Below are 18,163 nucleotides of genomic sequence, written 5' to 3'. Positions count from 1 at the left end.
AGGCTTCTTCGGAAGTCTTTTTTTCATGCCAGCAAAGCCAATGAGAGGAGGTGGGGCTGATGGCGCTACGAGGAAGAAAACCAAAACCGACGGCAATTAAGAAGCTGGAAGGCAATCCGGGCAGACGGCCGCTCAATAACAACGAACCCAAGCCAGATAAAAAAGCCCCGCGCTGTCCGGCTTGGCTTGAAGACGAAGCAAAAAAAGAATGGAAGCGCATGGGCAAGATATTAGAGCAGCTGGGGCTTTTGACCGAGATGGATATGGCGGCGTTTGCCGGATACTGCCAAGCCTTTGCCCGCTGGAAGGAAGCCGAAGAATTTATCACCCAGCATGGCACCATCATCCGCACTCCAAACGGCTATCTGCAGCAGGTGCCGCAGGTGTCCATCGCCCAGACAAACCTAAAAATCATGCTGAAATTCTGCGAACAGTTCGGGCTGACACCCTCGGCCAGAAGCAGAATAGCGGCAGGCGAAAATCCCGAGCACGAATCCGATCCGATGGAGCTTATCTTAATAAACGGAGGTAAGAGGAGTGTATGATGAAACAAAAGCACAGCGTGCGGTTCAGTTCATCAACTGTTTAAAGCACACCAAAGGCCAGTGGCGAGGCGTACCTTTTGAACTTTTGCCCTGGCAGGATAAAATTATCCGGGATATCTTCGGGACGGTAAAACCGAATGGCTACCGGCAATACAATACGGCGTACATTGAAATTAGCAAAAAAAATGGAAAGAGCGAGCTTGCCGCTGCCGTAGCCCTTTATATGACCTGCGGCGATGGCGAGTGGGGCGCCGAAGTATACGGCTGCGCTGCTGACCGCCAGCAGGCCTCCATAGTCTTTGATGTAGCAGTCGACATGGTAGACCAGTGCCCAGCGCTCAAAAAACGGATCAAGCCTATCATATCGGTAAAGCGGCTGGTGTATCAGCCAACCAACAGCTTCTATCAAGTATTATCGGCCGAAGCCTACACCAAGCACGGGCTCAATGTGCATGCCGTGGTGTTTGACGAACTGCATGCACAGCCCAGCCGTGATCTTTATGACGTCATGACCAAAGGCTCAGGGGATGCCCGAACCCAGCCGCTATTTTTCCTCATTACCACCGCCGGTACCGACCGCAACTCGATCTGCTGGGAAGTACACCAAAAAGCAGTAGATATATTAGCGGGGCGCAAGATTGATCCGACGTTTTATCCCGTAATTTACGGCATTGACGACGATGACGACTGGACGAAGGAAGAAAACTGGTACAAGGCCAACCCATCTTTAGGCCATACCATTGACATAGAAAAGGTCAGGGCCGCCTTTCAAAGCGCCAAGGAAAACCTGGCCGAGGAAAACCTGTTTCGCCAGCTTCGGCTTAACCAATGGGTCAAGCAGTCGGTGCGCTGGATGCAGATGGACAAGTGGGATGAGTGTGCTTTTCCCATCGATCCCGAAAAAATAAGAGGCAGGATTTGTTATGGCGGGCTGGATTTATCCAGCACCACCGATATTACCGCCTTTGTGCTGGTTTTCCCGCCGCTTACGGAAGATGATAGGTTTATCGTGCTGCCATACTTTTGGATTCCTGAAGACAACCTGGCTGCAAGGGTTCGGCGCGACCATGTGCCGTATGATATCTGGCAGCAGCAAGGCTACATTAAAACCACCGCCGGCAATGTCGTGCATTATGGCGTTATCGAAGCCTTTATTGAAGAACTAAACACCAAGTACCATATCAAAGAAATCGCCTTTGACCGCTGGGGCGCGGTGCAAATGGTACAGAACCTGGAAGGTATGGATTTTACCGTTGTGCCGTTTGGCCAAGGCTACAAAGATATGTCACCGGCTACGAAGGAACTGATGAAACTGACCTTGGAAAGAAAAATTGCTCATGGCGGCAATCCGGTGCTGCGCTGGATGATGGATAACATCTATGTCAAAACCGATCCGGCCGGCAACATCAAGCCGGACAAAGAAAAAAGCACCGAGCGCATTGACGGTGCTGTAGCTTTAATTATGGCACTTGATAGGGCCATCCGAAATGGCGGCTATAGCGGGAGCGTGTATGACGAGAGGGGGATATTGGTGCTTTGATAGGATAAAGGGATGGCCATGTAGAATGACAACATAAATAAAAAAGTCCCACCCTGGTACGCTTTCAATGAAGAGGCGTGGTGAGTTCGGTTAACTAAACTATACTCATTAAAGAGGAATATGTCAATCTGTCCGTAGTGGCGATGATTGCTTAATAGGGGTTGCTGTTCATATAATATTGCGAAACGCTTTCATAATGCAATATAATTGGGTATAATATAAATAAAGGAGGCGTTTTGAAATGGCAAGGACAGCGAATATATTTGCCCGTGTTGAGCCTGAAATTAAGGCGCAGGCCGAAAAGGTGCTTGAGCAGCTTGGCATCCCGATGTCCAACGCAATCGGACTTTTTCTGCGCCAGGTTGTACTCCAGCGCGGAATCCCTTTTGATATGAAACTCCCTCAACATAAGCCGTTGTCGATAGAACAACTCAGCGAGGAGCGGTTTAACGCAGAAATCGAGAAAGGCATGGCAGATTTGAAAAGCGGAAAGGTTGTCACGGCGGAAAAGATTTCTGATAGGATGAGCAAGGATTACGGGCTATGAATGCTTGGAAGGTGGCTTATACCGAACAGGCGGAAAATGACCTGCGCGGGATTTACGAATACATTGCTTTCTCGCTGCTTGAGCCTGAAATTGCGAAGAGACAGGCGAAACGGATTATGGAAGCTGCGGCAAAACTGAATGAAATGCCTTTCCGCTGCCGCCTGTATGAAAAAGAACCGTGGCACAGCCAAGGGCTTCGGGTTTTGCCGGTTGACAATTACCTAGTGTTTTATCTGCCTGTTGAAGATAAAGAAACAGTTGTAATCATCCGTATCATGTACGGTGGGCGGAATATTGAGGAACAGTTATACAAAGGAACAAAGATTTAAAAAAGCGAATTAATATGAGGAGCATCGCCACTGCGGTGCTTTTTTCATGCCCATTTTCAGGAGGTGACACATGAAAATCCCCTTTTTATCAAGATTTTTTCCGACAAGAGCCAGCCCGAAGAATACCTTCTGGGGCAGTGCCTACAGTTTTTTCTTCGGCACCAGCTCCAGCGGCAAGACGGTTAATGAGCGGACGGCACTGCAGACAACGGCGGTCTACGCCTGCGTGCGGATACTGGCCGAAACCATCGCCTCCCTGCCGCTTCACACCTACAAATATACTGCTAGCGGCAAAGAAAAAGCCCTCGACCATCCCATATACTACTTGCTCCACAGCGAGCCAAACCCGGAGATGACCTCGTTCGTGTTTCGTGAAACACTGATGGGTCATCTTTTGTTATGGGGCAATGCCTATGCCCAAATTATCCGAGACGGCCGGGGCAGAGTGATTGGCTTGTATCCGCTTTTGCCCAACAAAATGATCGTCAATCGCAATGACCAAGGCCAGCTATACTACCAATACGAAAAAGACGGCAAAACATATCTCTTAAACCGCTGCGAGGTTCTCCACATTCCTGGGCTTGGCTTTGACGGCCTGATCGGCTATTCGCCCATTGGCATGGCCAAAAACGCGATTGGCATGGCAATAGCCACCGAGGAATATGGCGCAAAACTGTTCGCTAATGGCGCCACCCCTGGCGGTGTATTGGAGCATCCCGGCATAGTAAAAGACCCTGCAAGAATCAGAGATAGCTGGAATGCTGTGTATCAAGGCAGCGCCAATGCCCGTCGGATAGCAGTTTTAGAAGAAGGAATGTCGTTTAAAAGTATTGGCATACCGCCGGAGCAGGCCCAATTTTTAGAAACCCGCAAGTTCCAAATTGAAGAAATCTGCCGGATTTTTCGCGTGCCGCCCCATCTGGTCGCCAGCCTTGACCGCGCGACATTTTCGAACATTGAGCACCAATCCATCAGCTTTATCGACAACACCATCGTTCCCTGGGTGACGAGAATTGAACAATCCCTGCAAAGAGCGCTGTTTTCGGAAACGGAAAAGCGCACTCTTTGCATTAAGTTCAATCTAAACGGCCGCCTGCGGGGCGATGCCGCCGCACGGGCCGCCTTTTACCAAACCATGCGGCAGAACGGAATCATGTCAGCCAATGACATCCGCGAACTGGAGGAAATGAACCTGATACCCGATGAACTGGGCGGCAACAAGCTTTTGGTCAACGGCAACTTTGTAGATATGGCAAGTGCCGGGGCGTGGACGAAAAGATACGGAGGTGGTGAGGATAAAACTTAACACAATAAGTCCATTTCAAAATCAAAATGAGGAGATGGGTATGAAAAAATTTTGGCACTGGGTAAAAAACGAAGCGGGCCGCACCCTGTACTTTGACGGCTACATCGCCCAGGACAGCTGGTTTGACGACGATATCACCCCGAAAAAATTTAAAGCCGAGCTAAACAGCGGAAGTGGCGACATCACCGTTTGGCTCAATTCACCAGGAGGTGATGTCTTTGCAGCCAGCCAGATCTACACCATGCTCAAGGAATATGAGGGCAAGGTTACCGTCAAGATTGACGGAATTGCGGCCAGCGCCGCCTCGGTAATCGCCATGGCCGGTGATGAAATTGTGATGTCGCCGGTCGCCATGATGATGATTCACAATCCGGCCATGGTTATCTTTGGGGAAGCTGCGGTTCTCGCAAGCGGCATCAAAATGCTGAACGAGGTCAAGGAGAGCATCATCAACGCCTATGAACAGCGAACGGGTCTATCCCGCAGCAAAATATCAAGCATGATGGATGCTGAAAACCTGGTTCAGCGCCCAAAAAGCGGTGGAACTCGGGTTTGCTGATAAAATCCTCTACGCGCCTGAAACGGAAGGCACGGCAGAGGGTTTTATTTTTGACCGCTTCACCGTCACCAATGCTTTCTTGCGCAAGCTTCCCAGGGATAAAGCCAAGCAGCCGGCTGCATTGGCGGGTACACCGCACAAAGAACTGCTGACAAGACTGGAACTCTTGAAATAAAAAACGGGGAGGAACTCACTATGAACAAAATACTGGAACTGCGTGAAAAACGCGCCAAGCTTTGGGACAGCGCCAAAGCTTTCTTAGATTCCCGGCGAAATGAAAACGGCCTCTTATCGGCCGAAGACACGGCCACCTATGAAAAAATGGAAGCCGATGTGGTGAACCTGGGCAAAGAAATCGACCGCCTGGAACGTCAAGCGGTGCTGGATCTCGAACTGTCCAGGCCTACCACCGCCGCCATTACCAATAAGCCTAGCCAGCACCAAGAGACGGAAAAAACCGGTCGGGCATCCGGCGAATACAAAGCCGCTTTTTGGAAAGCGATGAAAAACAAAAACAGCTTTGATGTGCAAAATGCCTTGCAGGTCGGCACCGACTCCGAAGGCGGCTACCTGGTGCCGGACGAATTTGAGCGTACTTTAGTTGAAGCCTTGGAGGAAGAAAACATCTTCCGGCAGCTCGCTAAGGTCATCACCACCTCCTCTGGTGATAAGAAGATTCCAGTGGTCGCCACCAAGGGGACTGCTTCCTGGGTGGATGAAGAAGGGGTTATTCCCGAAGCCGACGATGCCTTTGGACAGGTTTCCATTGGAGCCTATAAGCTGGCGACCATGATCAAGGTATCGGAAGAACTCTTAAACGACAGCGTGTTTAACCTTGAGCGGTACATCGCTAAAGAATTTGCACGGCGTATTGGCGCCAAGGAAGAAGAAGCCTTCTTTATCGGCGACGGCGTTGGCAAGCCTACCGGCATTTTCAATGCCACTGGTGGTGCCGGGGTGGGAGTTACGACCGCCAGCGCGATAGCCATAACCATCGACGAAATCATGGATCTGTTTTATTCCTTAAAATCACCGTACCGCAAAAATGCCGTTTTCGTGACCAATGACGCGACCGTAAAGGCCATCCGCAAACTAAAAGACGGTAACGGCCAGTACCTCTGGCAGCCTGCCGTTACTGCCGGGCATCCGGATACCATCTTAAACCGCCCGCTCAAAACCTCAGCCTATGTCCCGACTATAGCGGCAGGCGCAAAAACCATTGCTTTTGGCGACTTTAGCTATTACTGGGTGGCCGACCGCCAGGGCAGAAGCTTCCAGCGATTAAATGAGCTTTTTGCCGTAACCGGACAAGTGGGCTTTAAGGCCACGCAACGTGTTGATGGCAAGCTGATTCTAGCCGAAGCCATCAAGGTACTGCAGATGAAAGCGTAGGTGGAAAGCGATGAGTAACGTCAAAAACTATACTGAGCAGGGCGGGGAAAGAACGGTAATCGGTGGTACCCTTGCCATCACCGGAGAAGGCAGACTGACCTTTGCCGGTACACAGCTTAAACAGGCAGAAACGCAAGCTGACAGCAGTGCCGCGAGCGTAGCTGAATTGGTGGCGGATTTTAATGCCCTGCTGGCAAAGCTGAGAGCTGCCGGCCTAATGGAAGAAAGTCATGGCTGAAGTGCTGACACTTACGGAAATAAAGGAATACCTGCGCATTGACGGTGAGGAGGAAAATTCCCTGCTCACCGCTCTTTGTGCCGCGGCAATATCTCACGCGGAAAACTACCTGCAAGCACCTTTGCCCAGTGAAACACCAACGCCTGTTAAGCAAGCCTTACTAATTTTAATCGGGCATTTTTATGAACAGCGCGTAGGCGAAGATATCCCTAAGGTCGTATATACCTTACTTTCGCCCTACCGCGCGCATCTCTGGTAGGTGATGATATGAATCCAGGAGAACTGAACTGCCGCATTACGCTCAAGCAGGAAATAAAAGTGGCTGACGGGCAAGGCGGCTACGCTAGCGTCTACACGCCGCGCACCGCCATGTGGGCGAAAATCACGGCCGTAACCGCCAAATTATCGGATCAGTATGAACAAATGGAGCCGGAAATACTCTACCGTATCACAATCCGCTATCGCCGCGATGTGGCGGTGACGGATAGGATTCAATACGGCAGCCGGGAGTTCGAGCAAATCGGGCCGCCCATAGATATCGAAGAAAAACATGCATATTTAAGGCTGGAATGCCGGGAGGTGGTGGCCGATGCGGCCGACGATTAGAATAACAGGGATTGATCAATGCATTTCCTTCGGCGATCTCATTTCCACTAATGTAACTCAGGCCATTGAAAAGGAAACAGAGCTAGGGGCCAAGGCCATCCAAAAGCGCGAGCGCGAACTGGCACCGGTCAAAAGCGGTATGCTGCGCAAAAGCATCGTGAACCGCAAAGGCAAATACGGCATCACCCGCATGGTCAGAGCCAAGGCGCCGCATGCCCCACTCCAAGAATACGGCACTAAACGGGGCGTGAAGGGCAAACATTTTGCCCAGCGGGCGCGAAGTGAGCTGCTGCCCGGCATTCAGGCCAAGATCCGTCAAGCGGTGCGAAATGAGGTGAAACGATGAAGCGCTCGCCAGTGTCGCCGCTCAACAAGGCGCTGTATGAGCGGCTAAAAGGAAAGATGACCGCTCCGGTTTATGACTATGTGCCGGCAGGCAAAAAAGCGCCCTATGTGGTGCTGACCGACACAACGGCTCAAGGCTGGACGACAAAGACAATATCCGGGGCCGAGGTAACAGCCACCATTAAGATGATCAGCGAATACCAAGGGGACAAAGAAGTGGCGGAGCTTGGCGATGCGGCCATTGCGGCGATACAAAAAGAGCCACTGGTTTTAACCGACGGGTGGCAGGTCGTGCTTTTAGGCGTGGACAGCCATACAGTCGAGCGCATGGAAACACACCGCGAAGCAACGGTAATTTTTCGGTTTACGATTATTGATACCAAGGAGTGATGAAAGATGCCTTTGATTCCCAGCGATGGCGTGGATTTTCTGTTAAAAGTCAATACCGGGACGGCCGAAACGCCGGTCTGGACAGTGATTGGCGGCCAGCGGGGCGCGACCTTGAGTCTAACTGCTGAGCAAATTGATGCATCTAATAAACAGTCGGGAGCGTGGAAAACCAGTGTACCCGGCATGATGTCCTGGAGCATTGACGCCGATGCGGTGATGCTGACTGACGCCTCAGGTTTAAGCATTGACGCAGGCCGGGCCAAGCTGCTCACAGTGTTTGCCAACCGTGAGCTGGTGCATGTGCGGTATGTCCGAAAAGACGGCTCGAAATTCCAAGGCTATGCGGCCATTACCGATCTATCCGAGGAATCGCCGCATGATGGTGTAGCGACCTACAAAATTAAACTGGACGGGTGTGGCGCACCGGAAGAAGTAAACGGCACCAAACAGGTGGAAACGGCAGAGGTTGTCGGTGCCGTTACGACCGCCGGCAACGCCATCTTCACAGTAACTGCCGCCGGCATGACCGGCTCGCCCAAAGCTATCAGCGTGGCCGTGGCGCTGGGCGATTCGGCGGCCGTGGTGGCGCAAAAAGCCCGTGAAGCGTTGGCGGCGGACAGTGCGGTGACCGCCAAATTCAGCGTGGGCGGCTATGGCACAAAGGTGGAGCTGACGGCTTTGACTGCGGCGGCCAATGACAGCACGCTCAATATTGCCATTGCCAACGGGACGTGCGCCGGCTTGACGGCGGCTCCGGTTTCAGCTAATACAACCGCAGGAGTAGCTCCGGCACAGTAAAGTTTTTGGATAAAAAAAGAAAAGCTTCCTGTGTCTCCAGAGGACGTCGGGCCTTCTGGGACTACGCTCCACAAAAGATCCTTTGTGGAGGGAGCGGAAGCTTTTCTGAATAATCTCGGTGCAACCGGCGCGGTTTGTACGCAATCCGGCGCTACGCAAGCCAGACCTACGTTTAGTCGTCCTGACTTGGGTGCGTGATTATCTATTGTTAGTATATCAAAAATTGAGGCAGTACGTTTGGCCTTATCAAACTTTAACCTTAAGGGGGCTATCAAATGACCAAACCCGTGTTTATTACCATCGGCGGCAAGGAGCGCCGCCTGCGTTACGATATTAACTCAGCTGCCGAGATGGAAGAGCTGATGGGAGGAAAATCCCTGCTCTATGTGATGAGCAATCCCATGGCGGCAGGCTTTTCGGCCATCCGCATTTTGCTGTGGGGCGGCCTCAAGCATGCGGAAAAAGGGATCACCTTGCAGCGGGTGGGGCTGATGATGCAGGAATACATGGAAGCCGGCGGCAGCTTTGGGGAACTGGCCGGCAAGATCGGGGAGGCCATCAAGGCCTCGAAGATTATGGGCGAGGGTCTAACCAGCGCGGAAGATGCTGAGGAGGAGCCAGACGAGGGAAACGAGTGACCACCGTAGCCCAGTGGATCGAAAAAGCCGCACCGGTGGCTTACGGCCCGTTGGGCTTAAAGCCCTGGGAATTTGGCCGCCTGACCTTCGGCGAGTTTTACGAACTGGCAGAAGGCTATCACTGGCGAACCAAGCAGGAACAGATCATGACAGCTGGTTTTGTCGCTTCCATTATTAACACCTGTACGTCACGCGATTTGAAAAAGCCGGTTACGGTGGATATGCTCCTCGGCCGGGAGCCGAAAGAAAAACCAAAAGTAACGCAAGAACAAGCCAAGACGGACATGAAAGAGCTTTTAGCCAGCGTAGGATGACGAGGTTAGATAGAAAGACTAAACTTTCTTGTATAGTTTTTAACGTTTAGTATGCAAGAAAGTCAAACTATTTTCGCGAAAGCGGGGTGAGACTATGGCCGGGAATGCTTCAATGACGATTTTCATCGGCGGGGACAACAGCGACTTTTTGAAAAAGTGGGAGAGCACCAAGCGCGCCCTCCGCAAAGGGCTTGGCTCGGAAGCGCTGGCGGCGTCGGAGAGCATTGCCACTGGTCTCGCCGCCGCGACGGCAGCTCTTGCCGCTTTTGGGGTTGCCAGCATCAAATTGGCAGGCGACATGGATGCCAGCCGCAAAGCCTTGACCACCCTCTTGGGCGATGCCAAGGCCGCGGAAAAAATGCTCGCCGATCTGGCAACCTTTGCGGCGGATACTCCTTTTGAACTGCCGGGTCTTCTGACATCTTCGAAAAAACTACTGGCCTTTGGCTTTGCCGCCCAGGACATTATCCCCATGCTGGCGGCGATCGGCGATGCGGCGGCTATGCTGGGCATCGGCGAGGAAGGCATCAGCCGCTTGACCAACGCCATCGGCCAGATGCAGGCCAAGGGAAAAGTATCTGCTGAGGAAATGATGCAGCTAGCGGAAGCCGGCGTTCCGGCATGGAAGTTCTTGGCGGATGCCATTGGCACCGATATTCCGACAGCCATGAAAATGGCGGAGCAAGGGGCGATTGACAGCACCACCGGCATCAACGCGCTGTTAATGGGTATGCAGGAGAGGTTCCAAGGCGGTATGGAGGCCATGAGTAAGACCATCCCTGGACTTGTGTCGACCATCAAGGACAATGTGAGCATGGTCATGGTGGAAATCGGCGACAGTATTGCTCAAAACCTAAACCTGGTGGAAAAGCTGCAAGGCATTGCGGATTGGCTGTCCGAGTTTGGCGCGGCGGTGAAGGCACTCGGGTTGAAAGAAGCGTTGCAAGGCATGATTCCGCCAGAGACAATCGCTTCGGTGTTTGTTCTTTCCGGAGCTTTACTTGGCGCGGCGGTTCCGGCGATGGTGGCATTCGGGATTTCGGTTTGGACAGCACTGGCTCCTTTACTAACCTTTATTGCGACCGGAGCCGCAGTAGGGCTCTTGGCTTACGAAATTTGGCACAACTGGGAGCCGCTGTCCGAACTCTTTAGTACCTTATGGAGTACAATCAAAAATATTTTTACCGATGCCTGGGATGGGATAACCGGCCTGGTCACTGACTCATTGGAAGCAGTAGTCCGGTTTATTGGCGATGGCTGGAATGCGGCAGGCGAAGCAACAGCGAGTGTCTGGAACGGCATCGTAGATTTCATCGACGGCGCTTGGGCCAGCATTAAAGAAGTGGTTGCACAGGGAATCAACTGGATTGTAGACAAACTCAGTCCGCTGAAAAACTTTTTTGCACAGTTCATTCCCGATTCGGTGGGGAACTGGTTTAACAAGGTCACTGAGGGAATCGGCAAAATTGGCGCGGCGGCGGGCAAGTTTAGCTTTGGCTTCAGCCGCAAGGATATATCCGCCCTGCTTCCCCAGATGACGAAGCCCAACACCAGGTTCAAGGGACTCACGAATGCCGCCCTAGGCACAAGTTCATCAGCGAGCGGCAGCGGGACCGATCAAGCGGCAAAAGATTTTGAGAAACTGCAAAAAAAAGCGGAGCAGGCGAGCAAGGCGATTGAAAAAGAATGGCTGCAGCTGACCGCCACCCAGATGGACGCCCTTGACGCCTGGTATGCCGACGAACTGGAGACCTTAAACGAATCTAAGAAAGCCAATGAGAACTATGAGCGGGATGTTTTGCGCCTAAATGAGATTTACGCCGCCAAAAAGAAAAAGATTTTGCTGGACGAGCAAAAGGAAAACAACCGCATTGCCGATCAGGCAGCTGACTTGGCCCAGAGTCTTGTCGATAAGCTTGGCGGGCTTGGCCTGGCTGGCGTCGATAAGCAGAAGTTTGACATCGAAACTGATGCGGCGCGGCAAATCGAGGAAGTGCGGAAAAAATACCGGGATCTTGCCCTGGAGTATTCTGCTGGCACAGCCGCCCAGCAGGAGCAGTTTCGCAAAGCTTGGGAAGAAAACGGCATCCAGTTTTTACCATTACCGAAACCGGTATGGTGGATTTTAGCCGCCAGGCGGCTGCCGAACAGGTCGCCATTGAAGCGGAGAAAAACCAAAAAATCAAAGATTTGCACTATGAGCGCGTTAAATTCCAGGAGGAACTCGACCGGGCGCGTCAAGAGGGCGACTTGGCACGGTTTCAGGAAATACTCAACAAAGAAGAAGCCATGCAGGAACGGGAACTGTCCGGGCGGCAGCAGTTGATCGACTCGTTTTATAAAATTTGGCAGGAAGCGCACCGGACCTCCATGTCATATATGGCTGAACTAACCGACGGCCTTTATAGCGGTTTTTCGACCTTCTTTTCCGATATCTTGAACGGTACCAAGTCCATTGGCCACGCCTTCCAAGACCTAGCCAAGAGTGTGCTGAAGATGATCAATGACATGATTGCCAAGTGGCTTGCCGCCAGAATCATGATGGGGATGTTCGGCAGCAACTTTTTTAGTAATAACAATATTCCCGCATTTGCTGCCGGCGGCCATTACGCCGGCGGGTATGCGCTGGTAGGGGAGAAAGGACCGGAACTGATCAACTTCAACCGCGGCGGTTACGTCTATAATGCGCAAGACACTAAACGGCTCATAGAAAGCGGCGATACCTACCATCAAATCAGCGTGCCGGTGACCGTTGCCGGTGAAGCAAACCCGAAACTTGCCGGACGGCTCCGGTCCGAAATCACCGAACTGGTGCAGCGCATCATCTATGAGGAGGCGAGGGCATGACCATTGGCGGCATCCTCTTGCCGGAAGCATACACGCCGCTGGACTGTACCAAACCGAGAGCGACGAGAACGACCGCTGTGGTTAGCACCTACGGCGGCGCTAGTGTCTTTGACTGGGGCAGCATCCTCGCCGGCAAAGAAATCAAGCTGACATGGAAGTCCATGACGGTAGCCCTGTTTGAAGCGCTGGACGCGTTGTACCAGGCGGGGAATGTAGTGGTATGGGACAGCGGCATCGGCGGCAAAGTCTATCACGTAAAAATCACCGCCTTCGACGGTTCGCTGCTCTTTGACAAGAACAACGAGTACATGCTCAATGTCGCCATGACCCTGATAATTTTAGACGAGGTGGTGACGTAATGGCTAATAGCCTAAGCGCCGCGCTTTTGACCGCTCAGGATAACGCGAGCCGCTATCCCATCGTGGAGATCAAAGCGGGGCAGTTTGCTGATGACCTGCCGTTGGCCGGCCAGCGCTTGAACGCGGAAACCCTGAACCAGACAGGTGCCGCGAGTGTCCTTCATTCCAGCGGCCGCTTGATCGCTGCTTATACGCAGGATGAATATAACAGCATCAATTATCCGGCAAGGTCGGTCAAGCTGGTCTATACCGATCCCGAACGGGTTGAGTTTCACTATGCGGACCTCTTTTCAACAACCGGAAGCGGAAAGTTCTATGATCTTTCGCTGACGGAGATGGCGGACGGCAGCCTGGCTCTGGCCTATGTGCTAAAGGACAGCAGCGGAAAGTACAATCTGAAGATTGCTGTTTTTGCTTATGACGGTTCTGGCGTTACTCAGTACACCATCAAGGCGGCGCAGACGCTGCCCATCTATTCGCCGTCCATTTGCCAGACAGGCACAGGGTATCTGGTGACCTACATCCAGGATATCACCATAGCGGCAACGCGGAGCGGAACCTACACCGGAACGAATGACAGCACTGTATATATTGAAGTTACGGCAGATGGCACGCAAACAACGGCAAAGTTCAAATGGAAAAAAGGCGAGGGCGCCTGGTCGAGCGAGATCACTATGACAGGGACGGCGCAGGCCATCACCGAGGGGACGAGCGTTACTTTTGCCGCCGGTACCTATTGGACGGGTCAGAAGTTCTGGTATACGGTGACAGCGGCCCGGTTTGCCACCGGCACAATCACTGTCGAAGGGATGCCGCTGGACGGCGACACGGTGGTGATTGGCGACAAGACCTATACCTGGCGCACGACGCTGTCTACGCCGGCGGTTGCCAACGAGGTCAAAATCGACACGCTGGGCCGTGAGATCTGCGCCGAGAACCTGCGCTGCGCGATAACGGCGGGAACTTACGAAGGAACCGGGGCAGGGGTGCGCTATGGCATCGGCACGGTTGCCAGCACCAAGGCGAGCGCGGCCAGAACGGACCGAACGCTGACTTTGACTGCACTGACAGCGGGAACGGCCGGCAACAGCCTGACCTTGACCGTTGACGGAACGCGACTAAAAAAGACCGCTTTCAGCGGCGGCGCATCTTCTGCGGTGGGGACGCTATACTGGACACCGGGCAGCAAGCTGTATAGGGCGTCAGCTCCCGCTCCGGGCGGCAACTGGGGCACGGCTGTGGAGCCTGCGATAGCTGGTGTGCTGCCGAGCCGGAAGAAGCTCGACACCTGCCTGTTTCGGCAGGCGGATGGAACCATCTGGCTGTTTTTCACCTACATGAGCGCCGGGGATACGGATACCACGGCTGTCTATAACCTATACTACAGCAAAAGCAGCGATGACGGGGCAACCTGGAGCGCGGCGGTCAGCTTGACCAGCTTCACCGCTCCCTCGGAAATCGCCAGACGGCCGGCTGCTGTGCAGAAACTGGCCACGGAAATCGTGCTGGCTTATGATTCCGTCAAAACCTCGCTTATTATGGACAAGTCCAGCCCGTACTGGACGGATGAAAGCAGCCAGGCGATCAAATACCTGTATTTCAATCCTTCCACGCGCAAGCTGTATGTGGTATACGGCAATACCTCGACGGGTACCAAAGCCATCTATGGAATCGTGCGAATTGACGCGGATACTTGGACGATTGACCGGTTCTGGAACGGGAACACAGTGCCGGCCATACCGCAGTTTTTCCGGGAAAACCATGTGCTCTATTGCCATGGCAGCGGCGCTATTCTTGCCATGTTGGCCCAAGACGCGCAGATTCTGGTGTTGGACGATGCCGTCAACAGCATGCGGATACTGTCGCTGGAGGACAACAGCAGCTACGGCCTTACGCAAAATGTGGGAAGTGTCCCCTGGAGCAGCACGTATCATTGGGAGTACCTGGCCGGGGTCCAGGTTGATGCGGATACGAACACACTGTACTTCGGCTTTATGAAAACGGGCAACAGCTGCACCGCCCAAATACTGACGCTCGATTATACCCAGGCGAATCCGTCCTGCACGGTCTTTACGACGTTTACCACCAATATCTTCGATTCTGCCATTCCGGATTCCATCGATACGATGGCAGACAGCATGGTGCTTGATAAGGCAAACGGGTATCTGATTTACTGCACCAAAGGTCTGGTTGGCGGCATTTCCTGGGGCGGCAGCATTCGAGTTTTCCTGCTGAGCGGCGGGGGCTTGTACCGGCATTACTACTACCAGGACAGTCTGGCTAACTTCCCCTATTACGGGGCGGTCAATCCGGTGATTGTCGGCGGCAAGCTTTATGCCGGGCAATGGCTTTATACGACCAGTTACGGGCAGGGGAGCTACTGGGGTGTCGTATCGGTTGATTTGGCTAGCAGCGCGGTGAAGTGGTATCTGCCGTCCGGGATTATCTCCGGTGGTCCGCAGGATGCTCAGTTTAGAAACCTTACGGCGACCCAAACCGGGAATATCGTGATGTCTTGCAAGGCTGGCGTGGCGCTATTAGATACGCAGGCTGAAACATGGAGTTTGATCAACAATGCGACCACGCCGGGGGTATTCCCTGCAGGCATCAGCGAATTTAGCGGCTCAAGCATTGCCTATGACTCCGGCAATGAACTGATATTTATGGGCGTGCGCGATCCGGGCAATCAGTTTACCGGTGTCGTTGCCTTTCCGGTGGCCGGGAAAATTGAGCAAACCCAGTATTTCGACGCGCTGTATTCTGGCGGGGAGTGGAATTTTGGCGCGCCGGCTCCGCTGGTAAAAGGCAGTCGTGACTATTCGGCCGCGCTTGCGGTTGATCCGGCTACCAACGGCCTATATGCCTTTTGGACCCGCGCCAGCAGCAGCGCCGGAGAACAGCTGTATTGGGACAAGGAAGCCGGAATGCTCGACCTGTCCGCCTCTCTGGTGCGCGGGCAGGCGATTGAGCAGATGCGGAGCATTGACGGGCAGCCGGGCAAACTGACTTTTGCGCTGGACAAAGGCCACTTGTACGATCCCCACAATCAGGCATCCTTGCTGTCGCGCTATTTGAAGAAAGGGAAGAAAATCACCCTGCGCTGGGGCGAGAAAATCGACGGCGTGGATACCTGGCAGGAAGAAATTAGCGTGTATGTGCTGACAGGAGTCAAGCTGTCGTATAAGCGCGGAGCCTATCCGGTCATCTCTGTCGAGTGTGAAGACCGAAGAACGCTGTGGGAGAACCTGGGCATCGTCGCAAGACGGTATTACAGCGGGATTACGCCGGATGCGGCGCTTGGCGATCTGTTACAGAGCTATGCGGGGCTTGCTCAGACAGACTTGGATTTAAGCGCCATGAACGGCGAGGATGTGCTGTACTACCAATGGCTGGACACGACCGTCAAAGCGGCGGTGGAGAGCATCACCAACCGCTATGGCTACTTTATGGATGTGTCGCTGGCGGATGACATCATCCGGGCGCGGCGCATTGCCCCAAATAACCCTGTCGATCACATCTATGGCACAGCGGCCAATCTGCTGGAGTTTTCACCAGATGATAGCTATAGCAGCCTGACGAACCGGGTCACCGTTACCGGCGAGGGACGCACTCCCGTCGATGTGGAAACGGCGGAAGAGAGCATCGGCAGCGAATCGGGAACGCTGGTTTTTTTCCAGCACAAGCAGATTCACCGGATTTATTACAGCGACGATCGGCAAAAACGGGCGGTGCGGCCGAGGCTGGAGATTACGCAGAATGTGTCGAGCATCGGCTTTAAGATGGGCGGCCAGATGAAGCAGTCGATCTCGGCGGTGGACCCGGCCGGGCATTGGGTGGAGGTGACCTCCGAGGGACCGAACCTGCTGCCCGTACTGGCGGGGGCCATTGCCCTGTTTGCCGCCGGCAAAAGCCAGCCGCCGGCAACCGGGATGATCAGCGAGCCGGCGGAATCAAAACGGGGCAGCTGGATGAAGGATGCCGGACTCTACATTGCTCTCCAGTGCCTGGCGGCGGTAGGGAACTATGCCTTTACCATCCATGCCTGTCCGATCGGGCAAGTCTACCAGACCTTCGAAACGTCCGCCAATGATACAGAGCTGCAGAATGACCTGCGGGGGACGGTGATTGAAACCCGTATCGATGATCCGCTGGTTTATGACGCAAGCCAGGCGCAGCAGGTGGCAGAGCGGGAACTTTGGATTCTCAAGGCGCAGCGCCGGCGGGTGAAATTCTCCAAAACGGCCCATCTGCAGGATGACGCCGGGGACACCCTGCAGGTTCCTCATCCCTACACTGGCGCGCCGCTTAAGTTGTTTGTGACCAATCTGACCAGGAGGATGACCATTCCCGGCGGCAGCGGAAGCGGCGAATATACGGACAGCATTGAGGGGTGGGTGCTATGAGGACCTATGGCAAGCGCTTCTTACGCGGGGCGGCGGACAAAGCGACAAAACAGGCGGCTGAAAGCCGGGATGCGGTGCTGTGGGACATTCTGCTCTCGGAGCGGGTTTGCCGCTGCAAGATCCAAGGCTCGAATGAACTGATCATCGCCCGCTTTTCACAGAACTGGGCAACTGTGCCGGAATGGGCCAAGCCGGGACAGGCGGTAAGGATCGCCCATCGCGGGGGAGTGCGGGGCTATATTGAAGTGGTTGGTTTCGGCAGAGCCATACCGACGCCGGTAAGCGGCAGTGCGACACCGACGCCGAGTACGCCGGACAATGCCATTTTGGCGGGCTGCTTGCTAAAGGCAATTCCCCAGACTCCAGGGATGAGCGTTTATGTTACTACAGGACGGGCAAGGTTCAGCGGCGTGGAATATGCGGTTCCGGCGGTGGCGATGGCGACCGGCAGCGCTTTCAAAATGAACATGGGTATGGCCATGGGTGATGTAGCAGGGGTGTTCAATATTTCAGCGCCAAGCGTGGGGCAGTTTCGTTATGACCTGTTCAGCCTTTCGCCTTCGCTGGTTGTCACCAAGACTGCTGGAGCGGCGTTCACCACAGTCGAAAGCAAACCGACGCTTCCCAGCGGGCATTTGCTGATCGGCTATTTGCTGGTGCGCGGAGGACAGACGGTCATTACGGCAGCCGATATCGGTCAGAGCTGGTCAGCGCCGGTGCCGGCTTCCATTGCCACAACCGCCACCGACAACGGTACTGCCTGGAACATTGTGGCTAGTGTGAAAGACCAGTACGGCAATGCCATTGCCACTCCCTTGGGCTGGAACCTGGCGGCCACCATCGCCAGCGGCGACGGCAGCATAGCGCCGGCCAACGGCAATACGGGAAGCGGCAGCAGTTTCACCTTCTCTTATACCGAAGGCACTGCCGGGACGCTGGTCAATATTGAAATTACCCTGTCTCAGGGCGATTACTACGCCTACGGGCAGGCTTTGCTGCAACTATGA

General features: G+C 53.8%; 19 protein-coding genes and 1 pseudogene. All 20 read left to right on the top strand.

The genetic code is table 11. The features are described from left to right. Window positions 1-59 precede the first annotated feature (59 nt). The 20 genes and pseudogenes from SCACP_RS13140 to SCACP_RS13045 all read left to right on the top strand — a co-directional run bounded on the left by SCACP_RS13140 (window position 60) and on the right by SCACP_RS13045 (window position 18,163). Window positions 60-545: a phage terminase small subunit P27 family gene (locus SCACP_RS13140; protein ID WP_425057990.1), complete on the top strand. Its 486-nt coding sequence runs from the start codon at window positions 60-62 to the stop codon at window positions 543-545. Continuing rightward, complete coding sequence (locus tag SCACP_RS13135) at window positions 538-2,085, top strand: terminase large subunit (RefSeq protein ID WP_425057989.1); 1,548 nt, start codon at window positions 538-540, stop codon at window positions 2,083-2,085. The genes SCACP_RS13140 and SCACP_RS13135 overlap by 8 nt, the downstream gene beginning before the upstream one ends. 241 nt (window positions 2,086-2,326) lie before the next feature. Then, window positions 2,327-2,632, top strand: a complete 306-nt coding sequence (locus SCACP_RS13130) for a type II toxin-antitoxin system RelB/DinJ family antitoxin (protein WP_425057988.1) — start codon at window positions 2,327-2,329, stop codon at window positions 2,630-2,632. Then, window positions 2,629-2,961 carry a type II toxin-antitoxin system RelE/ParE family toxin gene (locus SCACP_RS13125; protein WP_425057987.1) on the top strand — a complete coding sequence of 111 codons (333 nt, stop codon included), beginning with the start codon at window positions 2,629-2,631 and terminating at the stop codon, window positions 2,959-2,961. The genes SCACP_RS13130 and SCACP_RS13125 overlap by 4 nt, the downstream gene beginning before the upstream one ends. A gap of 76 nt (window positions 2,962-3,037) precedes the next feature. Further along, window positions 3,038-4,267: a phage portal protein gene (locus tag SCACP_RS13120; protein ID WP_425061401.1), complete on the top strand. Its 1,230-nt coding sequence runs from the start codon at window positions 3,038-3,040 to the stop codon at window positions 4,265-4,267. A gap of 40 nt (window positions 4,268-4,307) precedes the next feature. Then, window positions 4,308-5,001, top strand: a pseudogene (locus SCACP_RS13115) (head maturation protease, ClpP-related). Between the two features lie 20 nt (window positions 5,002-5,021). Next, complete coding sequence (locus SCACP_RS13110; protein ID WP_425057986.1) at window positions 5,022-6,218, top strand: phage major capsid protein; 1,197 nt, start codon at window positions 5,022-5,024, stop codon at window positions 6,216-6,218. A 10-nt stretch (window positions 6,219-6,228) separates the two neighbouring features. Then, window positions 6,229-6,456, top strand: coding sequence for a head fiber protein (locus tag SCACP_RS13105; protein ID WP_425057985.1), 228 nt, complete (start codon window positions 6,229-6,231; stop codon window positions 6,454-6,456). After that, entirely contained in the window at window positions 6,449-6,715 is a 267-nt protein-coding gene (locus SCACP_RS13100) for a head-tail connector protein (RefSeq protein ID WP_425057984.1), read from the top strand. Before SCACP_RS13105 ends, SCACP_RS13100 begins: the two co-directional genes overlap by 8 nt. 8 nt (window positions 6,716-6,723) lie before the next feature. Continuing rightward, window positions 6,724-7,062 carry a phage head closure protein gene (locus SCACP_RS13095; protein WP_425057983.1) on the top strand — a complete coding sequence of 113 codons (339 nt, stop codon included), beginning with the start codon at window positions 6,724-6,726 and terminating at the stop codon, window positions 7,060-7,062. Next, a complete protein-coding gene (locus SCACP_RS13090) occupies window positions 7,046-7,408 on the top strand; it encodes an HK97 gp10 family phage protein (protein WP_425057982.1) in 363 nt (120 codons plus the stop codon). The genes SCACP_RS13095 and SCACP_RS13090 overlap by 17 nt, the downstream gene beginning before the upstream one ends. Further along, window positions 7,405-7,797, top strand: coding sequence for a DUF3168 domain-containing protein (locus SCACP_RS13085; RefSeq protein ID WP_425057981.1), 393 nt, complete (start codon window positions 7,405-7,407; stop codon window positions 7,795-7,797). Before SCACP_RS13090 ends, SCACP_RS13085 begins: the two co-directional genes overlap by 4 nt. Window positions 7,798-7,803: 6 nt before the next feature. Further along, window positions 7,804-8,595 carry a phage tail tube protein gene (locus SCACP_RS13080; protein WP_425057980.1) on the top strand — a complete coding sequence of 264 codons (792 nt, stop codon included), beginning with the start codon at window positions 7,804-7,806 and terminating at the stop codon, window positions 8,593-8,595. Window positions 8,596-8,870: 275 nt separating this feature from the next. Further along, on the top strand, window positions 8,871-9,233 hold the full coding sequence (locus tag SCACP_RS13075; protein WP_425057979.1) for a hypothetical protein: 363 nt from the start codon (window positions 8,871-8,873) through the stop codon (window positions 9,231-9,233). Further along, the gene (locus SCACP_RS13070) at window positions 9,230-9,547 is read left to right on the top strand and encodes a hypothetical protein (RefSeq protein WP_425057978.1); all 318 of its coding nucleotides are present in this window, start codon (window positions 9,230-9,232) and stop codon (window positions 9,545-9,547) included. Before SCACP_RS13075 ends, SCACP_RS13070 begins: the two co-directional genes overlap by 4 nt. 94 nt (window positions 9,548-9,641) lie before the next feature. Continuing rightward, a complete protein-coding gene (locus tag SCACP_RS13065) occupies window positions 9,642-11,873 on the top strand; it encodes a tape measure protein (RefSeq protein WP_425057977.1) in 2,232 nt (743 codons plus the stop codon). Continuing rightward, window positions 11,798-12,394, top strand: a complete 597-nt coding sequence (locus SCACP_RS13060) for a hypothetical protein (protein WP_425057976.1) — start codon at window positions 11,798-11,800, stop codon at window positions 12,392-12,394. Before SCACP_RS13065 ends, SCACP_RS13060 begins: the two co-directional genes overlap by 76 nt. After that, window positions 12,391-12,753, top strand: coding sequence for a hypothetical protein (locus SCACP_RS13055; RefSeq protein WP_425057975.1), 363 nt, complete (start codon window positions 12,391-12,393; stop codon window positions 12,751-12,753). Before SCACP_RS13060 ends, SCACP_RS13055 begins: the two co-directional genes overlap by 4 nt. Next, window positions 12,753-17,156 carry a hypothetical protein gene (locus tag SCACP_RS13050; RefSeq protein WP_425057974.1) on the top strand — a complete coding sequence of 1,468 codons (4,404 nt, stop codon included), beginning with the start codon at window positions 12,753-12,755 and terminating at the stop codon, window positions 17,154-17,156. The genes SCACP_RS13055 and SCACP_RS13050 overlap by 1 nt, the downstream gene beginning before the upstream one ends. Further along, on the top strand, window positions 17,153-18,163 hold the full coding sequence (locus SCACP_RS13045; RefSeq protein WP_425057973.1) for a hypothetical protein: 1,011 nt from the start codon (window positions 17,153-17,155) through the stop codon (window positions 18,161-18,163). The genes SCACP_RS13050 and SCACP_RS13045 overlap by 4 nt, the downstream gene beginning before the upstream one ends.

The sequence above is a fragment of the Sporomusaceae bacterium ACPt genome (genome assembly GCA_041428575.1).
Classification (GTDB): Bacteria; Bacillota; Negativicutes; order Sporomusales; family Sporomusaceae; genus Sporomusa_D; species Sporomusa_D carbonis.
This window is presented reverse-complemented; position numbering and strand designations above follow the sequence as displayed.